15 protein-coding genes are annotated in these 17,666 nt (G+C 70.5%); 13 read left to right on the top strand and 2 right to left on the bottom strand.

What is annotated here, in order from left to right:
• The first annotated feature begins 3 nt into the window (after positions 1–3).
• Both HBB12_RS11460 and HBB12_RS11455 read left to right on the top strand, forming a co-directional pair.
• Entirely contained in the window at positions 4–1,599 is a 1,596-nt protein-coding gene (locus HBB12_RS11460; RefSeq protein WP_236989453.1) for a DHA2 family efflux MFS transporter permease subunit, read from the top strand.
• A 3-nt stretch (positions 1,600–1,602) separates the two neighbouring features.
• The gene (locus HBB12_RS11455; protein ID WP_236989452.1) at positions 1,603–2,541 is read left to right on the top strand and encodes a cation diffusion facilitator family transporter; all 939 of its coding nucleotides are present in this window, start codon (positions 1,603–1,605) and stop codon (positions 2,539–2,541) included.
• A 124-nt stretch (positions 2,542–2,665) separates the two neighbouring features.
• Here HBB12_RS11455 and HBB12_RS11450 read toward each other — a convergent pair whose 3' ends face one another.
• A complete protein-coding gene (locus tag HBB12_RS11450) occupies positions 2,666–3,964 on the bottom strand; it encodes a transglycosylase SLT domain-containing protein (RefSeq protein WP_236989451.1) in 1,299 nt (432 codons plus the stop codon).
• Between the two features lie 347 nt (positions 3,965–4,311).
• On the opposite strand from HBB12_RS11450, the gene HBB12_RS11445 reads away from it, so the two are divergent.
• The 11 genes from HBB12_RS11445 (at position 4,312) to HBB12_RS11395 (ending at position 17,028) form a co-directional block, all read left to right on the top strand.
• Positions 4,312–5,502, top strand: coding sequence for an inositol-3-phosphate synthase (locus HBB12_RS11445; RefSeq protein ID WP_236989450.1), 1,191 nt, complete (start codon positions 4,312–4,314; stop codon positions 5,500–5,502).
• Positions 5,503–5,504: 2 nt separating this feature from the next.
• On the top strand, positions 5,505–6,431 hold the full coding sequence (locus tag HBB12_RS11440; RefSeq protein WP_236989449.1) for an HD domain-containing protein: 927 nt from the start codon (positions 5,505–5,507) through the stop codon (positions 6,429–6,431).
• Positions 6,432–6,534: 103 nt separating this feature from the next.
• Complete coding sequence (locus HBB12_RS11435; RefSeq protein WP_236989448.1) at positions 6,535–7,707, top strand: class I SAM-dependent methyltransferase; 1,173 nt, start codon at positions 6,535–6,537, stop codon at positions 7,705–7,707.
• Positions 7,707–8,741: a Gfo/Idh/MocA family protein gene (locus HBB12_RS11430; protein WP_236989447.1), complete on the top strand. Its 1,035-nt coding sequence runs from the start codon at positions 7,707–7,709 to the stop codon at positions 8,739–8,741. Before HBB12_RS11435 ends, HBB12_RS11430 begins: the two co-directional genes overlap by 1 nt.
• 238 nt (positions 8,742–8,979) lie before the next feature.
• Positions 8,980–10,536, top strand: coding sequence for a YcaO-like family protein (locus HBB12_RS11425; RefSeq protein WP_236989446.1), 1,557 nt, complete (start codon positions 8,980–8,982; stop codon positions 10,534–10,536).
• Positions 10,533–11,357: a sugar phosphate isomerase/epimerase family protein gene (locus HBB12_RS11420; RefSeq protein ID WP_236989445.1), complete on the top strand. Its 825-nt coding sequence runs from the start codon at positions 10,533–10,535 to the stop codon at positions 11,355–11,357. Before HBB12_RS11425 ends, HBB12_RS11420 begins: the two co-directional genes overlap by 4 nt.
• Positions 11,354–12,589 (top strand): glycosyltransferase family 4 protein, encoded by a 1,236-nt coding sequence (locus HBB12_RS11415; RefSeq protein ID WP_236989444.1) that lies wholly within the window; start codon positions 11,354–11,356, stop codon positions 12,587–12,589. Before HBB12_RS11420 ends, HBB12_RS11415 begins: the two co-directional genes overlap by 4 nt.
• A 370-nt stretch (positions 12,590–12,959) precedes the next feature.
• Positions 12,960–13,709 (top strand): PIG-L deacetylase family protein, encoded by a 750-nt coding sequence (locus HBB12_RS11410; RefSeq protein ID WP_236989443.1) that lies wholly within the window; start codon positions 12,960–12,962, stop codon positions 13,707–13,709.
• Complete coding sequence (locus tag HBB12_RS11405; protein ID WP_236989442.1) at positions 13,706–14,329, top strand: uracil-DNA glycosylase family protein; 624 nt, start codon at positions 13,706–13,708, stop codon at positions 14,327–14,329. The genes HBB12_RS11410 and HBB12_RS11405 overlap by 4 nt, the downstream gene beginning before the upstream one ends.
• 169 nt (positions 14,330–14,498) lie before the next feature.
• Positions 14,499–15,623: a lysylphosphatidylglycerol synthase domain-containing protein gene (locus HBB12_RS11400; RefSeq protein WP_236989441.1), complete on the top strand. Its 1,125-nt coding sequence runs from the start codon at positions 14,499–14,501 to the stop codon at positions 15,621–15,623.
• Positions 15,592–17,028: an ATP-binding protein gene (locus tag HBB12_RS11395; protein ID WP_236989440.1), complete on the top strand. Its 1,437-nt coding sequence runs from the start codon at positions 15,592–15,594 to the stop codon at positions 17,026–17,028. Before HBB12_RS11400 ends, HBB12_RS11395 begins: the two co-directional genes overlap by 32 nt.
• Here the strand turns inward: HBB12_RS11395 and HBB12_RS11390 are convergent.
• Complete coding sequence (locus HBB12_RS11390) at positions 16,995–17,633, bottom strand: DUF1007 family protein (RefSeq protein WP_236989439.1); 639 nt, start codon at positions 17,631–17,633, stop codon at positions 16,995–16,997. The two genes, HBB12_RS11395 and HBB12_RS11390, sit on opposite strands and share 34 nt — an antisense overlap.
• Positions 17,634–17,666: the final 33 nt, after the last annotated feature.

Here is a 17,666-nt window from a genome sequence, read left to right as displayed (position 1 = left end):
CCGATGAGCGCCCAGAACCCCGCCGACAGCGCCGCCGGCGACCACAATCCCTGGATCATCGCCATGGTGGTGGCGCTCGCCACCTTCATGGAGGTGCTCGACACCACGATCGCCAACGTGGCCCTGCGCTACATCGCCGGCGGGCTGGCGGTGGGCCCCGACGAGGCGGCCTGGGTGGTGACGAGCTACCTCGTCGCCAACGCGATCGTCCTCACGGCGTCGAGCTTCCTCGCCAAGCGCTATGGGCGCAAAGCCTTCTTCATGGCGGCGATCGCGCTGTTCACCGTCTCCTCGGTGCTGTGCGGCCTCGCCTGGAGCCTCGAATCGCTGCTGTTCTTCCGGATCCTTCAGGGGCTCGGCGGCGGCGGCATGGCGCCGCTGGCGCAGTCGATCCTGGCCGATTCCTTCCCGCCGGAGAAGCGCGGCCAGGCCTTCGCCCTCTACGGCGTCGCCATCGTGGTCGCCCCCGTGGTCGGCCCGACGCTGGGCGGCTGGCTTTCCGACCAGTATTCCTGGCACTGGTGCTTCCTCATCAACGCCCCGGTCGGCGTGATCGCCCTGTTGTTGATCTGGTGGCTGGTCCAGGACCCGAAATCCGCGATCGAGGAGAGGAAGCGCCTGCGCCGAGACGGCGTGCGCTTCGATATCGTCGGCTTTCTCTTGGTGGCGACCTTCCTGGGTTCGCTCGAGGTCGTCCTCGACGAGGGCCAGCGCAAGGACTGGTTCGGCTCGAACCTGATCGTGGTCTTCGCCTGCCTGATGGTGGCGTCGTTCGTGGCGATGATCCCGTGGGAGCTGAACCACAAGAACCCGGTCATCGACCTGCGCCTTTTGGGCAAACGCCAGTTCGGCTCCTGCTTTCTGGTGATGCTCGCCACCGGCGCCATCCTGATCGCCACGACGCAGTTCCTGCCGCAACTGCTCCAGGATTATTTCGGCTACACCGCCACCTGGGCCGGCCTGGCGCTCTCGCCCGGCGGCATCGTCACCGCGATGATGATGTTCGTGGTCGGCCGCCTCTCGGGCTTCGTCCAGCCGAAATACCTGATCGCCACGGGTGCCACCATCATCGCCTTCGCGATGTACGACCTGACGAATCTCTATGGCGATCTCAACTTCGGCTTCTTCGTCTGGTCGCGAATCTATATCGGGCTCGGCCTGCCGATGATCTTCCTGTCGATCACCGCCGCCTCCTACGAGGGCATTACCAAGGACCAGACCGACCAGGCCTCGGCGCTGATCAACGTCGCGCGCAACGTCGGCGGTTCGATGGGCGTGTCGCTCGCCCAGAACATCCTGGCCTACCGCCAGCAATTCCACACCAGCCGGCTCGTCGAGCACGTCGTGCCCTCGGAGCCGGCCTACCAGGAGAGCTTGCGGGCCGCGACGCAGTTCTTCGCCACCCGCGGCGCCAGCATGGTCGATGCCCAGGGCCAGGCCACCGCCTGGATCGGCCAGCAGGTCCAGACCCAGTCGGCGTTCCTCGCCTATATCGACGTGTTCTGGGCGCTCGCCATCGTCTCGGCCTGCGCGGTGCCGCTGGCGATGATCCTCAAGAACGTGAAGCGCGGCGGCGAGGCCCCGGTCGGGGGGCACTGAGCCTTGCCGTCGGGATCGAAGCTCGTCGTCTATGCGGCGCTGGCCGGCAACCTCGCCATCGCGGTCACCAAGCTCGCCGCGGCGTCCTATACCGGGTCGGGGGCGATGTTCACGGAGGCCGTGCATTCCTTCGTCGACACCGGCAACCAGGGCCTGCTGCTCTACGGGATGCGGCGTGCGGCCCGGCCGGCCGACGACAGCCACAATTTCGGGCACGGGCTGGAACTGTATTTCTGGTCCTTCGTCGTCGCGCTGCTGATCTTCACGCTGGGCGGCGCCTACGCGGTCTACGAGGGCGTCGAGAAGCTGCACCGCCCCGAGCCGGTGACGGCGCCCTGGATCAATGTCGGGGTCATCGCCCTGTCGGCGGTCTTCGAGGGGCTGTCGTTCCGCACGGCCCGGCGGGAGATGCGGGCGCGCTTCGCCCGCGAATCGCTCTGGACGGCGGTGACCCGCAGCAAGGATCCGGGCACCTTCGCGATCATCCTGGAGGACGGGGCGGCGCTGATCGGCCTCGGGCTCGCCCTCGTCGGCGTGGTCGCGAGCGGCTTTCTCGGCTGGCCCCAGGGCGACGGCGTCGCCTCGGTGGCGATCGGCTGCCTCCTCATCGCGACGGCGGGCGTGCTGTTTCGCGAGACCCGCAGCCTGCTCACCGGCGAGAGCGCCTCGCCGCGGGTGATCGAGCAGGCGCGGGCGGTCCTGACGGCCGATCCGCGGGTGGTGCGGATCGAGCGGATGCGCAGCCTGCAGCTCGGCCCCGGCACGGTGCTGCTCGCCGTCACCCTCGATCTCGATCCCGACCTGACCGGCGAAGGGCTCAGGCGCACCACGGCCGATCTGCGCGCCGCGATCCGCCACGGCCTGCCGGGCGTCGCCCATCTCTACTTCCAGCTGCCGGTGCACGAGCACGAGGGCCGGAAGGCGCGGGCGGTAACCGGTTAAAAAATCCCGAACGAGCCGGAACCGGCCGGTGCATCGCGGGTTGTAGGATTGTCCCCGGCGCGCGGGCCGTCCTTCTCGTGCTCCGCTCCCTTGGCCGCTTCGCTCAAAGAGGCCGGGGGGGATATCAGGGCAGTTGGCTCAGGGCCGCGGGCGGCACGTCGTTCGGCCTGCGGGTGTCGATCTGCTCGGCGATCGCTGCGACCGGCTGATACAGGTCGAGGCGCTGGTCGATCATGCCGTCGAGGCGGTCATAAACCTCGGCGACCGTCAGGCTGCGCGTCTTCCGGCCTTCGCGGCGAAAGAACAGCGAGCGATTCGCCTTTGCGGCGGCCTTGAACGAGGCCTGGGCCGGCTGGTGCGGGTTCTCCGCCGTCAGCTCCATGAACTTGCCGGCGCTCGCCGCCCCCAGGAAATGGGCGAAGTAGCATTCCGTCGGCTTCAGGTCGCGACCGAGGCGCTGCTCCACGCGGTTGCGATCGCGCTTCATCATCTCGCCGGCCATCAGGCTCGCCGCGTAGGGGTCGCGCCGCAGGGCCAGCACCCGGCGCCGGTCGGCCTCCTTCAGCACCACCAGGGTACCGCCGCGCTTCTCGATCAGCTCGGCCTCCGCCGCGTAGCCGTGCTTGGCGCCGAAGCTGCGCACCAGTTCGAGCCAGGTGCCGGTGAGGAACTGGAACAACCCTTCGGCCGTCGAGGTCGCCGCGCGGACGCTCGGCTGGAAGCTCGATTCCTTGTCCGCCAGCGCCATCAGGTAGACCGGGTCGGTCTCGGTCTCGCGGGCGGCCCGCACGATGGTCTCGACCAAGACCCGCGGCACCTTCTTGTCGCCGAAGATCACCAGCCCGTCCGCGGTCTCCTCGGGCAGGGCCATCACCTCGGGCAGGGAGATGTCGTCGGACGGGGCGGCCTCCGGCGGGAGGGCGATCTCCCGGGACAGCGAGGCCTCCCGGAGCGGCGCGGCCCCGGTGCCGGGCGTGGCCTCGTCGAGAGCGGTCCTGTCGCTGGACGACGCCGTCTCGTCGAGGCCGGCCTCGCCCCGCATCTCCTGACCGAGACGCTCGAGGTCGTCGCGGATCAGCGCCGTGGTGCTCGGAGTTTGCTCGATCAGGGCCGGGCCGCGCCAGTCCGGCGACAGGCCGCGGGCTTCGAGCGGGGCGCGGGGGGCCGCGAGGTCGATCCGGTCATGCGCCTCCGCCGCCGGGGCGACGGCGTCCTGCGGCAGGCAGGCCGCGAAGGCGACGCCGACGGCAAGCACTGCTGCGGCCTTGCGGCTCAGCGAGGCGGCCAGCGAGAGGGTCCGGCCGCGCGCTCCGGAATGATGGCCTTCGCGGGCATCGAGCCAGCGGATGGTGTCGGTGCCCGCCTCGGGCACGAGTCGGCCAGCGTCGTCGGCGCAGGGCGCCGGCTCCGGGTAAACCCCCATCTGCAACCTTTTGTCCTTGCCGTTTATCCTGGGCGCGGGTCTTGGCCCCGAGAGGCCACGCCGTGTTGCGTGCTTCGCTCGCCGGCACCTCTGGCCGTCCGGTGTGTCCAGAATGGGACGAGGCAGCGGCGGCGCCTGAGGCCATTTTGCGGCACGATTTCCATCGAGATGGTTAACGAGCGGTTCTGCGGGGCCGTCCCGGCCGATTGGGAGGGCACGAAAAAATCGCGGGCGCTCCGGAACCAAATACTCCCCGGGGCATTCACTCTCGCCATGCGGAGTGAGCGAATGATTGCTCCGTCGCCCCGTCCGGGGCCCGCGGGCCTGAGAGAGGACATTCCCTACCGATGAGCATGCAGCCCGGTCGGCGCGTCGGCGTCGCTTTCGTCGGGATGGGGGGTGCCGTCGCCACCACCGCCATCGCCGGCATCGAGATGATCAAGTCCGGCTCGAATCGTCTCGACGGTCTGCCCCTTGCGGGCCACGCGGTGGCCGGGATGGTCGGGTACAAGGATCTTGTCTTCGGCGGCTGGGACCTCAACGGCGACGATCTCGGCGCCGCGGCGACCGGCCACGGCGTGCTGACGAAGCAGGACATCGAGAACGGCGCCCAGGTGCTCAAGGGCATGAAGCCCTGGCCGGCGGTCGGCAGCGCCAAGTTCTGCAAGAACATCGACGGCGGCAACCGCATCGTCGCCAAGGACCACCGCGGGGCGGTCGATTGCATCGCCGACGACCTCAAGCGCTTCCGCGAGGAATCCGGTGTCGACGACGTCGTGGTGGTCAACCTCGCCTCGACCGAGCGCTGGCCCGACCTCGACGACCCGACGCTGAACTCCGCTGCCGCCTTCGAGCGCGGCCTCGACGCGAGCGACGAGGCGATCAGCCCGGCGATGCTCTACGCCTATGCGGCGATCAAGAACGGCATCCCCTACGCCAACTTCACCCCGTCGGTCGCGGCCGACGTGCCGGCGCTCGTCGATCTCGCGCGTCAGATGAACGTCCCGGTCGCCGGCAAGGACGGCAAGACCGGCCAGACCATGATGAAGACGGTGCTGGCCCCGGCGCTCAAGTCGCGGGCGCTCCACGTCGACGGCTGGTTCTCCACCAACATCCTCGGCAACCGCGACGGCCTCGCGCTCAACGACAAGGACTCGCTCCAGTCCAAGCTCAACACCAAGGGCACGGTGCTGGATTCGATCCTCGGCTATCCGGTCGAGGACCACTTGGTCCACATCCACTATTACCGCCCGCGCGGCGACGACAAGGAGGCCTGGGACAACATCGACGTCACCGGCTTCCTCGGTCAGAGGATGCAGATCAAGGTCAACTTCCTGTGCAAGGACTCGATCCTGGCCGCGCCCCTGGTGATCGAGATCGCCCGCGTGCTGGATCTCGCCAAGAAGCGCGGCGACGGCGGCGTGCAGGAGCAGCTGTCGCTGTTCTTCAAGGCGCCGATGGTCAAGAACGGCCACAACCCCGAGCATGCCTTCGGCGTGCAGGAGCGCATGCTGCTCGACTGGCTCGGCGTCCACTAGGGATGGCCGTCAATCCCGACGCGGCGGGCGGGGCTCAGGCCCCGCTTCCTCTCCGCGAGCTCCTGGTCGAGCTCAACAACATCAAGCGCGTCCGGTCCGCCGGGCGCCGCGGCTCGATCGCCGAGCGGCTCTTTCTCCAGGCCTGGTCGGCGCTGACCGGCGGGGCCGATCCCGAGGCGCTCGCCCTCGACATCACCGCCAAGGCGCTCGCGGCGTCACGCCTCGGCGATCTCGACGCGGCCTTCCTGAGCGTTGCGGGCCTCTCGCCGGGACAGGCGTCGGCCGTGCTGGTGCGGGGCTTCGACGAGGTGGCGGGCCCGCTCGATCCGGCCTTGGCTGGGCGTCTGCGCACGCGTCTCTCCGAGCCGTCGGACTGGGCGGCGGGCCCCGTGCCGCTTTTCGCCCGCCTCCAGGCCGACCAGCCGCGGGCCGGTGTCACCTGCCCGGGCAAGCCGCGCATCCTGCTCGAACCGCCCGAGAACCATGCCGAGCACTGCCTGGTGGTGGCGGTCTACGGCGTGTCCTTGAGCCCGTTCTACGGCGCCGATCCGGCCACGGTCTTCGTGGCGGCGCTCGCCCACCACCTGCACAACGCCCTGATGCCGGATGCCGGCTTCACCGGCGAAATCCTGCTCGGCGACCATCTCGATGCGGTCATCGCGACCTTGAGCGAGCGGGCCTTGTCCGAACTGGACGCGCCGCTGCGGGATGTGGTCGCCTCGTCGCGAAAAATCCTGGCGGACGATCGCACGGCGGAGGGCCGCGCCTTCCATGCCGCCGACGTGATCGACCGGGTGCTGCAGATCGCCCAGCACCTGCGGGCGGCTTCGCTCACCATGGACACGGTGCTGGGCGAGATGGCGCTCGTCCATGACGGCCCGGTGAAGGGCTTTCACGATCGGGTCCTCGCCGACATGCGGCTGCCGTGAGGCCGATGGCGGGCGCCCTCGGGAATCCGCAAGTCCTTGGGCCTTCGCGCCCTATCTCACGTCAGAGCCTGCCGCAGGGCGGGCGCCGCGAGGAAACGCATCCGTGATCCCGTTCGGGCTCCTCTCGCCGGTGACCGGCGAGGCGCTGCACCACGATACGCCCCATTCCCTGCGCGAGGGCAAACGCGGCCCGCGCTGGCCGGTGGTCGACGGCATTCCCTACCTGAGGGTCGGCCGCGACGGCCTGATCGGCGAGGTGTTGGGCCATCTCGACAGGGGCGCGCCGGGCCACGCCCTCGAACTCCTTCTCGCCGACCAGGACGATTGGTGGACCGGTCCCAAGGCCGATCCCGCCGCCTTGCGCGATCTCGTGCGCGAGATGAAATACGTCAATTTACGCGAGGCCTGCGCCCGCCTCGGCTGGGGCCGGGTCGGCGACTACTTCGTCAATCGCTGGAGCGACCCGACCTATCTCGCCGGCCTCGCCTTGCTGGAGGCGCATTGGAACAAGCCTCTTCGCGCCTTCGAACTGGCCTGCGGCATCGGGCATTACTTACGCGAGTTGCAGGGGCGGGGCGTGCGGGTGTCGGGGGGAGACGTGGTCTTCTCCAAGCTCTGGGTCGCCCGCCACTGGGTCGCCGGGCAGAGACCGCAGCTCGTCTGCTTCGACGCCGCCTCGCCGCACTGGCCGATCGACCAGGCGCCGGTCGACCTCGTGATGTGCCACGACGCGTTCTACTTCCTGCCCGAGAAGGCCCGCATCCTCGAAGCCTTGCGCAAGACCGCCGGCGAGGAAGGCTGGCTCGCGCTCAGCCACGTCCACAACAGCGCCCGGCCCGGCTTCTCAACCGGGCACGCGGTCTCGGCGGCCGAGATCGAGGAGCTGTTTCCCGACGGGCTCGTCTACGACGACGACGAACTCACCCGCGCCCTCGTCGAGGCCCGCGCTCCGGTGCCGGCGGAACCCACCGCCCTCGACCACGTCGAGGCCTTCTCGGTGGTCTGCGGCCCCGGCATGCGACCGGCACCCCGCCCCTTGGTCGATGGGCTGACCCTGCCGCGGGAGGGGGCCACCTTGCGCCTGAATCCGCTCTACGCGCCCGATCCGGCGGGTGGTTCCACCATCGCCTGGCCCTCCGAGCGCTACCGCGACGAATATGCGGCCCGCGCCACCTATCCGATGCACTCCGAAGGGCCCGAGACCCTGGAGATGACGCCCGAGACCCTCGACCGCGCCCGCACCCGCGAGTTCGTCGACCTGCCGGAGCGGTGGTGATGGGAGACCCGATCGGCTGGGGCATCGTCGGGTTCGGCTGGGTCGCCCGGGACTTCATGGCGCCGGCGATCCGGGAGGCCGGGCATCGTCTCGTGGCGGTCTGCGATCCTGGCGCCGAGGCGCGGGAGGCGGCCTCCCGCCTGGGCGCGCGGGGGCATGCGGATCTCGCCGGGCTCCTCGCCGAGCCGGAGGTCGAGGCGGTCTACGTCGCGACGCCCAACCATCTCCATCGCGGCGCCGTCGAGGCGCTCGCCGCATCCGGCAAGGCGATCCTGTGCGAGAAGCCGATGGCGGCCTCCCTCGCCGACGCCGAGGCGATGGCGGCGGCGGTGGCCCGCACGGGCGCGCTCTACGGCACCGCCTTCGACCAGCGCCACCACCCGGCCCACCGGCTCCTGCGCGACGCGATCCGCGCCGGCCGGGTCGGCACCGTGACGGCGATCCGGATCGTCTATGCCTGCTGGCTCGACCGGGGCTGGACGGCGATACCGGGGCAAGCCAACTGGCGCATCGACCAGGCCCAGGCCGGTGGCGGCGCACTGATGGATCTGGCCCCGCACGGCCTCGACCTGACCGACTTCCTGCTCGACGAACCGATCCTCGACATCACGGCGCTGACCCAGGCGAGGGCGCAGGATTATGCCGTCGACGATGGCGCATTGCTGATCGGCCGCACCGGATCCGGCGTGCTCGCGAGTCTGCACGTCGCCTACAATTGTCCCGACGCGCTGCCGCGTCGCCGCCTCGAGATCGCCGGCACCAAGGGCCTGCTCGTCGCGCAGAACACGATGGGGCAGGAGGCCGGCGGAAGCGTCAGCTTCACCGACGGCGCCACCGGCGAGACGACCCCGCTCCCCTTCGACACCGAGGCCTCGCCGTTCCTGGAGCAGGTCCGGGCCTTCGGGCGCTGCTTACGCGATCCGTCCGGGCGCGACGCCTGGTCGGCCGAGCGCGATCTGCACACCATGCGGCTGCTCGCCCGCGCCTACGCCGCATCCCCCTCGCATCGTCCTGCCTCATCTTCGGAATGTTGAGAGCACTATGAAATTTCCCATCCTCGCACCTCATCCTGAGGTGTCAGTCGATCGAAGATCGACTGACCTCGAAGGAGACCTCCAGAGGTCGCCGGGGTACCTGGAGCCCTCCTTCGAGGCTCGCCACGCTCGCACCTCAGGATGAGGTGAGCGGGTGGGATATCCCTGATGATCGCAAGTCATCAGTACAAGATCGCGCTCAAACAAGCTCAGATGCCCGCGGAGGAGTTTTCGTATCGTGGACAGACCCGCCGCACCCCGCCCCTACGCCTTCGGCCAGTCCCGCATCATCGAAGGACTGCCCGAGCGCCTGCCCGACGCCGTCCGCGCCTATCTCGACGTGCTGCCGCCGGGAAGGATCGTCGGCTTTCCCCTGGCGCCCCTCGACCGGACCGGGGTGCCGTGCTGGTTCGTCTCGCTGTTCCTCGACGATCCCTACTTCGTCGGCGCGATGCCGAGCGGCATCGGCTACGGCGCCACCGACGACGAGGCGATCATCGGTTCGGTGGCGGAGATCGCCGAGAACCTGATGCCGAGCCTGGCGCTGATCCCGCGCAAGAAGGAGCGCGGCAGCTACCACGACCTCGTGCGGGTCTTCGGCGCCAAGTCCGTCGCCGATCCCCTGACCCTCGGCCTGCCGGCGGGAAGCCCGGTCGACCGCGACACGGTGCTCGAATGGACCGGCACGGTCCGGGCTCGGACCGGTGAGACGGTGCTGATGCCGCTCGACCTCGCGGCGACCGACTATTTCGAGCTGTCGGAGGGCTACCAGCCCTTCACAAACCTCATCACCAACGGGCTCGGCGCCGGGCCGGACGTGGATTTCGCCCTCGGGCACGGGCTCCTCGAACTGCTCCAGCGCGACGGCAACGGCCTTCTGTTTCGCGCCCTCGACCAGGGCGTGATGCTCGACACCTCCGAGGGTCTGGGGCCGGAGACGCGCGCGATGCTCGACCGGCTGGAGTCTCTCGGCATCCGCGCGATGCCGAAATTCGCCACCGACCAGTTCGGCTTCACCAACGTCTACTGCGTCGGCTACGACGTCGATGCCGCGCGCACGCCCGCGCCGATCGCGCTCTCGGCCTGCGGCGAGGCCTGCGATCCCGACCGCGAGCGGGCGCTTCGCAAGGCGATCCTGGAATTCCAGGCGGCCCGGGTGCGCAAGACCTTCGGGCACGGCCCCCTGGCGCTCGCCCGCTCGATCACCCCGCCCGGCTACGTCGACGCCTTCATCGAGAAGGCGCTGCCGAGCCTCGACCTGGAGGAGGGGAGGGCGCTTTCCGCGATGCTCGACTGGATCGACAAGCCGGCAGAGACCTTGCGGGACTATCTCTCCGACACCGTCTATTCCGAGCGCGGCACCAAGCGCTTCGCCGACCTGCCGACGCAAGCAGCCCCGACCGGCCAGGACCGCGCCCGCATCGCCCGCGAGCGGCTGGAGGCGGAGGGTTTCGACGTGCTCTACGTCGACGCCTCGCCGCCGGGGGGCGGGGTGGGCATCGTCAAGGCGATCGTGCCGGGTCTCGAGGTCGAGACCATGAGCTACTACCGCATCGGCGAGCGCAACACCCGAAAGCTCATCGAGCGCGACCACCCGCTGATCCGCTTCGGTGAGGAGAGCGGCTCTTTACGCCCGGTGCGCCTGACCCCGGAGGCACTGGAGCGCTTCGGCGGCCAGCCGCTCTTCGACGTGGCGTTGGCCGAACGGATCGTCGGCCCGCTCTATCCGCTCTACCGCGAGCCGGAATCGCACCACGCGCCGTTCCGGCTCGAGCGCCGGGGGAGGGCGGCATGAGCCTGCGCTTCGCCTACAACACCAACGGGGCGGCCAATCACCGCCTCGACGACGCGCTGAGCCTCATCGCCGATGCCGGCTATGACGGCGTCGCGCTGACCCTCGACATCCACCATCTCGACCCCTTCGCGTCGAGCTGGGCGCAGGACGCCGAGCGGGTGCGCGGCCGGCTCTACGCCTTGAACCTCGGCTCGGTGATCGAGACCGGGGCCCGCTTCCTCCTCGACCCGCGGGCCAAGCACGAGCCGACCCTGGTGACGGCGGATGCGTCCGGGCGGGCCCGCCGGGTCGCCTTCCTGCAGCGCGCCATCGACATCGCGGCGATCCTCGGCTCGGAAGCGGTGTCGTTCTGGGCCGGGGTACCGAAGCCGGGCGTCGATCCGGAAGCCGCCAAGGGCTGGCTGCGGTCGGGCCTCGAAGAGGTCGCGGCCTACGCCGCCGAGCGCCGGGTCGTGGCGGCTCTGGAGCCCGAGCCCGGGATGCTGGTCGAGACCCTGGACGATTACGCGGCGCTGGCGATCCCGTCCTTGAGCTTGGCGCTGGATACCGGCCATTGCCTGGTGACGCAGGAGCGCGATCCTGCCGCGGCCGTGACGGAATTCGCCGACCGGCTCGGCACCGTGGCGATCGAGGACATGGCGCGGGGCACCCACATCCACCTGCCCTTCGGCGAGGGCGACATGGACATCCCAGGTGTGCTCCACGCCCTTGAGGCGATCCACTTCCAGAAACTCGTCTGCGTCGAACTCTCCCGCGAGAGCCACCGGGCCGACCGGATGATCCCGGATTCGCTGCGCTACTTGCGGGAGTGCCGCCGATGAGGATCTGTTTCGTCAGCCGGCGCTACTTCCCGGCGATTTCCGGCATGAGCGTCTACGCGCAGAACCTGCTGCGTGAACTCGTCGGCGCGGGCCACGACGTGACCATGGTGAGCCAGTACCGGGGCGACGCCTTCGGCACGAAGGTCTATGGCGGCGGCCCGCCGCCGGCGGTGCCGGGCGTCCGGGTGATCGGCCTCGAACAACGCGGCGAGCAGGAGAGCGGCGATTTCGAGCGCGACATCGCCACGATGGTCGAGACGATCGTGGCCGAGCACCAGAAAAAGCCGTTCGACGTGCTGCACGCGCAGTACGGCTACCCGACGGGCTTTGCCACGCTGATCGCCTCGCAACGCCTGGGCGTCCCGAACGTGGTCTCGATCCAGGGCGGCGACGGCCATTGGGTCGGCTCGTGCTGCGAGACCCATCGCCTCGCCATGGTGCGGGTGCTGGCCCATGCCAACGCGCTGCTGATCGGCGGGCGCTCCTTCGTGGCCGAGGTCTGCGACCGGCTCGGCAGCGATCCGGATCGCTTCACCATCGTGCCCGGCGCCGTCGATACCACGCGCTTCCGTCCGCCCGAAGGATGGCAGCCGGGCGACGCGGCCGACCCGGTGCGGCTGTTCTATCACGGCCGGGTCGATCGCCGGAAAGGCGTGCTCGACTTCCTCGACGCCTTGAGCCTGCTGCGCCTGCGCGGCACGCCGTTCTCCGCCATCATCTCCGGCATCGGGCCCGACGTGGAGCCGGCCCGCGACCTCGCCGCCGATCTCGGCTTCCCGGAGAGCCAGGTCCGCTTCACCGGTTATGCCGAATACGACGCCGTGCCGGACCTCTACGCGATGGGCGACGTCTTCGTCTCGCCGACCTACGCGGAGGGGTTCTCCAACACCATCCTGGAAGCCATGGCGGCGGGGCAGGCGGTGGTCTCGACCCATTCCGTCGGCGTCTCCGACTGCCTGCGCGACGGCGAGAACGGGTTGCTGGTCCAGCCCGGCGACGTGCCGGCTCTGGCCGAGGCCCTGCATCGGATCGTCACCGACCGCCGCTTACGCGCCCGCCTGGCGGCGGCGGCCCTGGAGGAGTGCCGGCGGGTCTATTCCTGGCAGGCGGTGGGGCGGCAGATCATGGACGTCTATGCGTCGGTGAAGGACGAGCGGCCGGACCCGGCCTTCGACCCGGATCTACCGCATGATCCGAGCTGCCGCTTCCGGGCCGAGCCGCATCTGTTGTGAGGCTCGCTCCCGCGGGGAAGGCTTACGCCTGGGTCGGTGCGCATCCCTCCTCTCCCCGCGGGCGGGGAGAGGGTTTCGCCCCCCTCGTCGGGGGCGAAACGAGGCGGCAGCCGAGGGTGAGGGGGTGCTACCGAAAGAGTCTCACTCGTCTAAGCAGACTTGCGTTGGCAGGCCAACGCTTCGTCCGCTTAGATCCTTGTTTTATCGCAGATTTTTCCGCAAAACCGGCGGCCACTTTTGCGAAATCTGCTTAGACCCCCTCACCCTCGCCCTGCGGGCTTGCTGTTCCCCCTGAACGGCGGAACAGCCCTCTCCCCGCCCGCGGGGAGAGGGGGAACCCGCACCACACTGGTTGTCTCAGTCGAGTCCCATGCCCACAGCCCTCGCCCTCTCGCCCCATCTCGACGATGCCGCCTTCTCCTGCGGCGGCACCCTGGCGCAGCTCGCGAGCGGGGGGTGGCGGGTGGTGATGGTGACGCTGCTCACCGCCAGCGTGCCCGACCCGGCCGGCTTCGCGCTGGCCTGCCAGCTCGACAAGGGGCTCGGGCCCGAGGTCGACTACATGGCGTTGCGCCGCGACGAGGATCGGGCGGCGGCGGCGTTGCTCGGGCTGACCCCGCCGGTCCACGTCGCCCTGACCGAGGCGCCGCATCGCGGCTACGCCTCGGCGCCCGCGCTCTTCGCCGATACGCGGCCCGACGACCCGCTCGCCGACGATCTCGGCCCCGTCCTCGCCCGCCTGATGGAGGAGGCGGTGCCCGACCTGCTGCTGGCGCCTCAAGGCGTCGGCGGTCATGTCGATCACGTGCAGCTGGTCCGCGCGCTGACCGCGCTCGCCCCCGCCTGCCCGATCCTGTGGTGGCGCGACTTTCCCTATACGGTGCGCCACCCCGATCCGAAGGAGCCGTTCCGCGAAACCTTCGGGGCGTTGAGCCCCGTCACCGTGCGCCTGTCCCCGCAGGAGGAGGCGGCCAAGCACGCGGCCTGCGCGGCCTATGCGAGCCAGATCGGGTTCCAGTTCGGCGGCCCCGCCGGCCTCGCCGAGCGTCTGAGCGCCGAGGACGCGCGCGAGCATTTCCGCCTCGCCGGCCCGATGCCGGACGGGCTGACGCTGGCGTGAACCCGGCGGCCCCGAAAAGCCTGGCCGATCCCGGCGCCGTCGCGGCGCGCCACGCCCTCGCGGAGGTCAGCCTCCACCTCGCGCCCTTGCGCCGCCTCGCCGAGCGCATCCGGGCCGAGCAGGATAGGCCGGTGCCCGAGGCCGATCCCCTCGACGGCGGCGTCTCGGCCCGCCTGCTCCTCCTCCTCGAGACCCCCGGCCCGGCCACCGGCCGCACCGCCTTCGTCTCCCGCGACAACCCGACCGGCACCGCCGCCAATCTCTTTCGCTTCCTCGATGGAGCCGGCATCGCCCGGACCGACACCCTGATCTGGAACGCCGTGCCCTGGGTGATCCACGCCCCCGGTGCCCGCAACCGGGCGCCGCGCACGGGCGAGATCCGGGCGGCCCGGGCCTACCTGGAGCCGCTCGTCGACCTGATGCCGGACCTCGCCGTCGTCGTCCTGTCCGGCAGGGTCGCGCAGGCCCTGGCGCCCGTCCTCGGCGCGGCGCGGCCGGGCCTTCCGGTCGTGGCGATCCCGCATCCGAGCCCGACCTATGTCTGCACCAGCCCGGCGGTGCCGGCCCGCATCGCCGCCGGCCTCGGCGAGGCCGCCCGGCAGCTCGGTCTCCCCGGCTGATTCGCCCGCTGCCGCATGGTCCGGCTGGTCATTCGCCGGCAGAGGGCCTACATGGCCCCTCATGCGAGCGGGGCTCGGTCGGAGTGCCGCCGGGCACCTTTGTGCGCGAGCCTGGCCGCGATCGGCTGCGGGCTCGTGCCCGCGACCAGCGGGGTCGGACGCCGACGCGATGAATTTCGCCAGCCAGGACAAGAACCTCGCGCAGGCCAGACCCCTGCGCGACGCGGGTGCGGGGGATGACCTCCCGCGCGACGAGGATCCGGCCGGGCAGGATCCGGGAAAGGATCCGCAGGTTGCGGGCGGGCAACATGCCCGCCACCGGCGCCGCTATGCCTGGATCGGTACGCTCGCCAGCGTCGTGCTGTTCGTCATCTCGCTGGGGGTGCTGGGCAAGCTCGTCTCCACCGTGACCTGGGCCGACCTGCGCACCGCCTTCCTGGCGGCGACGCCGAACCAGGTCGGGCTGGCCATCGGCCTCGTGGTGGTGAGCTACCTCTTCCTCACCTGCTACGACGCCCTGGCGCTCAGACAGCTCAAGCTGAAGGTGCCCTACCGCACCACCGCGCTCGCCTCCTTCACCAGCTACGCGGTCAGCTTCAATCTCGGCTTCCCGCTGCTCACTGCCGGCACGGTGCGCTACTGGATCTATTCGGGGCAGGGCTTGAGCCCCGGGCGCATCGCCGCGCTCACCATCGTTGCCGGCTTCACCTTCTGGCTCGGCATGGGGGCGGTGCTCGGAATCAGCTTGATCCGCGAGGCCGAGCCGCTCTCGCACCTCACCTATACCAGCGTCCTCCTCAACCAGGTGCTCGGAGTCGCGACGCTGGCCGCCGTGCTGGCCTATCTCGCCTGGGTCACCGTCAAGCGCCGCAGCGTCAAGGTGCGGGGCTGGCGCCTGGAACTGCCGGGTCTCAAGCTCTCCTTGAGCCAGATGCTGGTCGGCGCCGGCGACGTCTGCGCGGCGGCCGGCGTGCTCTACGTGCTGCTGCCGGCCGGCCACGGCGTCAGCTTCGAGGCCTTCGTGGCGATCTACGTGCTCGCCGCGATGCTCGGCATCGCCAGCCATGCGCCGGGCGGGCTCGGGGTGTTCGAGGCCACGGTGCTGCTGGCGCTCTCCGGGCTGCCGCGGGAATCGGTCCTCGGCGCGCTGCTGCTGTTCCGGGTCTGCTACTACCTGATCCCGTTCGTGGTGGCGCTCGCTGCGCTCGGCGCCTATGAGATCGCCAAGCGGGCGCGCCTCACCCCGCGGGAGGCGCCCGACGATGATGCCGCCGAGAGCGACGCCAAGCCCTGATTCCGGCGATCCGCCGGAGGACGGGCCTCCCGACGCCGCTTCGCCGCCGGTCTTCCCCAGCGCCGCGGGCGCCCTCCCGGCCGCCCGCCGGGCGGCGTGGCGGGGCGCGCTCGGGGCCGTGCTGACGTTCCTGGCCGGGCATGCCTGGCTGCACGGGTTCGATCTCGGCACCGGGCTCCTGGGACTCCTCGCCCTCCTGGTCGGCGGTCTCGTCGCCGCGCCGCGCCGGGGCGAGCCGGTACCGCGCTTCGATGCGCAAGGAAGCCGGGGCCGCCACGGCCTCGCCGAGGCGTTGCTCGCCAACATTCCCGATCCGGTCATCCTGATCGACCGCCGCTCCCTGGTGATCGAATCGAACGCCGCCGCCCGCGCGCTCCTGCCGTCCTTGCGCCCGCGCCACCCCCTCTCCTTCGCGCTGCGCGACCCCGACGTGCTCGACGGGATCGAGATCGTCCTACGCACCGGCGAGCCGCTGAAGACGCTCTATTCGCCGCGGGTGCCGACCGAGCGCACCTTCGAGGTGCAGATCGGCGCGATGCAGGGCGGCGAGGCCGGGCGGGCCGGGCCGAACGTCGTGCTGTTCCTGCGCGACCTCACCTCGGCCCAGCGCCTCGAGACGATGCGGGTCGATTTCGTCGCCAATGCCAGCCACGAGCTGCGCACGCCCCTCGCTTCGCTGCTCGGCTTCATCGAGACCCTGCAGGGCCCGGCCCGGGACGACGCCAAGGCGCGGGAGCGCTTCCTCGGCATCATGCGGGTGCAGGCCCTGCGCATGACGCGGCTGATCGACGACCTCCTGTCGCTCTCGCGCATCGAGTTGCGCGTCCACGTGCCGCCGACGCAAGGGGTCGACGTCGTGCCGCTCGCCCGCCAGATCGCCGATGCGCTGGGGCCGATCGCCGGCGAGCGCGGCGTCGCCATCACGCTCGACGCCGCGCCCGGGCCGCACCGCGTGCTGGGCGACCGGGACGAGATCCTGCGGGTGATCGAGAACCTGGTCGAGAACGCCGTGAAATATGGTGGTGACGGCGGCCGGGTCGCGGTCTCCCTCGACACCCTGCCGGCGGAGGAGAACCGGCCGCCGCAGGTCGAGATCGCGGTGCGCGACGAGGGCCCGGGCATCGCTCCCGAGCACCTGCCGCGCCTGACCGAACGGTTCTACCGGGTCGATGCCGCCTCCAGCCGCCAGCAGGGCGGAACGGGCCTCGGCCTCGCCATCGTCAAGCACATCCTCAACCGCCATCGCGGCCGGCTGGTGATCGAGAGCACCCCGGGGGAGGGGGCGACGTTCCGGGCCCTGATCCCGGCCTTGGGCGACGCAAAGAACTCGGGCGACGCAAAGAAGGAGGGCGGCCCGAAGAAGGCCCTGGATCAGGGGCAGGCGACGAGCAGCCGCCCGATATAGTCCACGGCCGCCGCGGCGGCGGCGCCCGGCGTGCCGGTGGCCTCGTCGTCGGGGATCAGCTGCTCGCCCTCCTGCGCCTGCCGGCTCGGACGGTTGAGCTTCAGCACGCATTCCGCGCTGCCCGACAGCTTGACCGGCTCGCCCGGCGGCAGCCCGAAGGCGACGTAGAAATCCGGATCGTCGAAGCTCACCACCAGATTGCGCACCGGGCCGGCGGGGCCTTGCGGCACCAGGGTGAAGTCGAGGGTGAGGCGCCCTTGCGCGAAGCTCGCCTTCGGGGAGGGGCCGGCCTTCAGGGCGAGCGGGCGCCCGTTGAGCTTTCCTTGCGTGAAGAAGGCCGTCTCGGCCATCGCCCCCAGGCGCTCGACGGCGAGTTCGTCGAGCTTCGCCGGGTCCGGCACGCCGTCGCGCTTCGAATCGAGGTTCAGCACCGAGAAGGCGGAATATTCCGGGTCGAAGGTCCAGGATTCGCGGATCGCCACCAGGTTGCGCTTCTGGTCGAGCACCAGCTCTGCCCGCGCCTGCACCCAGACATGGGGGTGCGCCAGAGCCGCCCCCGCCCCGCCGCAGACCATCGCCGATACCGCCAGAACCCGCCCGATCATCGCCTGCTCCCGCTTCGCCCGGCGCTCTGGCGC

The sequence above is a fragment of the Methylobacterium sp. SyP6R genome (assembly GCF_019216885.1).
In the GTDB taxonomy this organism is placed as follows: Bacteria; Pseudomonadota; Alphaproteobacteria; order Rhizobiales; family Beijerinckiaceae; genus Methylobacterium.
The sequence above is the reverse complement of the archived record's forward strand: the minus strand, read 5'-3'. Positions and strand labels throughout refer to the sequence as shown.

Excerpts from the sequence above, each read along its gene's own strand:
- HBB12_RS11395 (WP_236989440.1), top strand. The coding sequence starts at position 15,592 with ATGATGCCGCCGAGAGCGACGCCAAGCCCTGATTCCGGCGATCCGCCG.
- HBB12_RS11460 (WP_236989453.1), top strand. The coding sequence starts at position 4 with ATGAGCGCCCAGAACCCCGCCGACAGCGCCGCCGGCGACCACAATCCC.
- HBB12_RS11430 (WP_236989447.1), top strand. The coding sequence starts at position 7,707 with ATGGGAGACCCGATCGGCTGGGGCATCGTCGGGTTCGGCTGGGTCGCC.
- HBB12_RS11415 (WP_236989444.1), top strand. The coding sequence starts at position 11,354 with ATGAGGATCTGTTTCGTCAGCCGGCGCTACTTCCCGGCGATTTCCGGC.
- HBB12_RS11440 (WP_236989449.1), top strand. The coding sequence starts at position 5,505 with ATGGCCGTCAATCCCGACGCGGCGGGCGGGGCTCAGGCCCCGCTTCCT.
- HBB12_RS11410 (WP_236989443.1), top strand. The coding sequence starts at position 12,960 with ATGCCCACAGCCCTCGCCCTCTCGCCCCATCTCGACGATGCCGCCTTC.
- HBB12_RS11390 (WP_236989439.1), bottom strand. The coding sequence starts at position 17,633 with ATGATCGGGCGGGTTCTGGCGGTATCGGCGATGGTCTGCGGCGGGGCG.
- HBB12_RS11445 (WP_236989450.1), top strand. The coding sequence starts at position 4,312 with ATGAGCATGCAGCCCGGTCGGCGCGTCGGCGTCGCTTTCGTCGGGATG.
- HBB12_RS11400 (WP_236989441.1), top strand. The coding sequence starts at position 14,499 with ATGAATTTCGCCAGCCAGGACAAGAACCTCGCGCAGGCCAGACCCCTG.
- HBB12_RS11450 (WP_236989451.1), bottom strand. The coding sequence starts at position 3,964 with ATGGGGGTTTACCCGGAGCCGGCGCCCTGCGCCGACGACGCTGGCCGA.
- HBB12_RS11420 (WP_236989445.1), top strand. The coding sequence starts at position 10,533 with ATGAGCCTGCGCTTCGCCTACAACACCAACGGGGCGGCCAATCACCGC.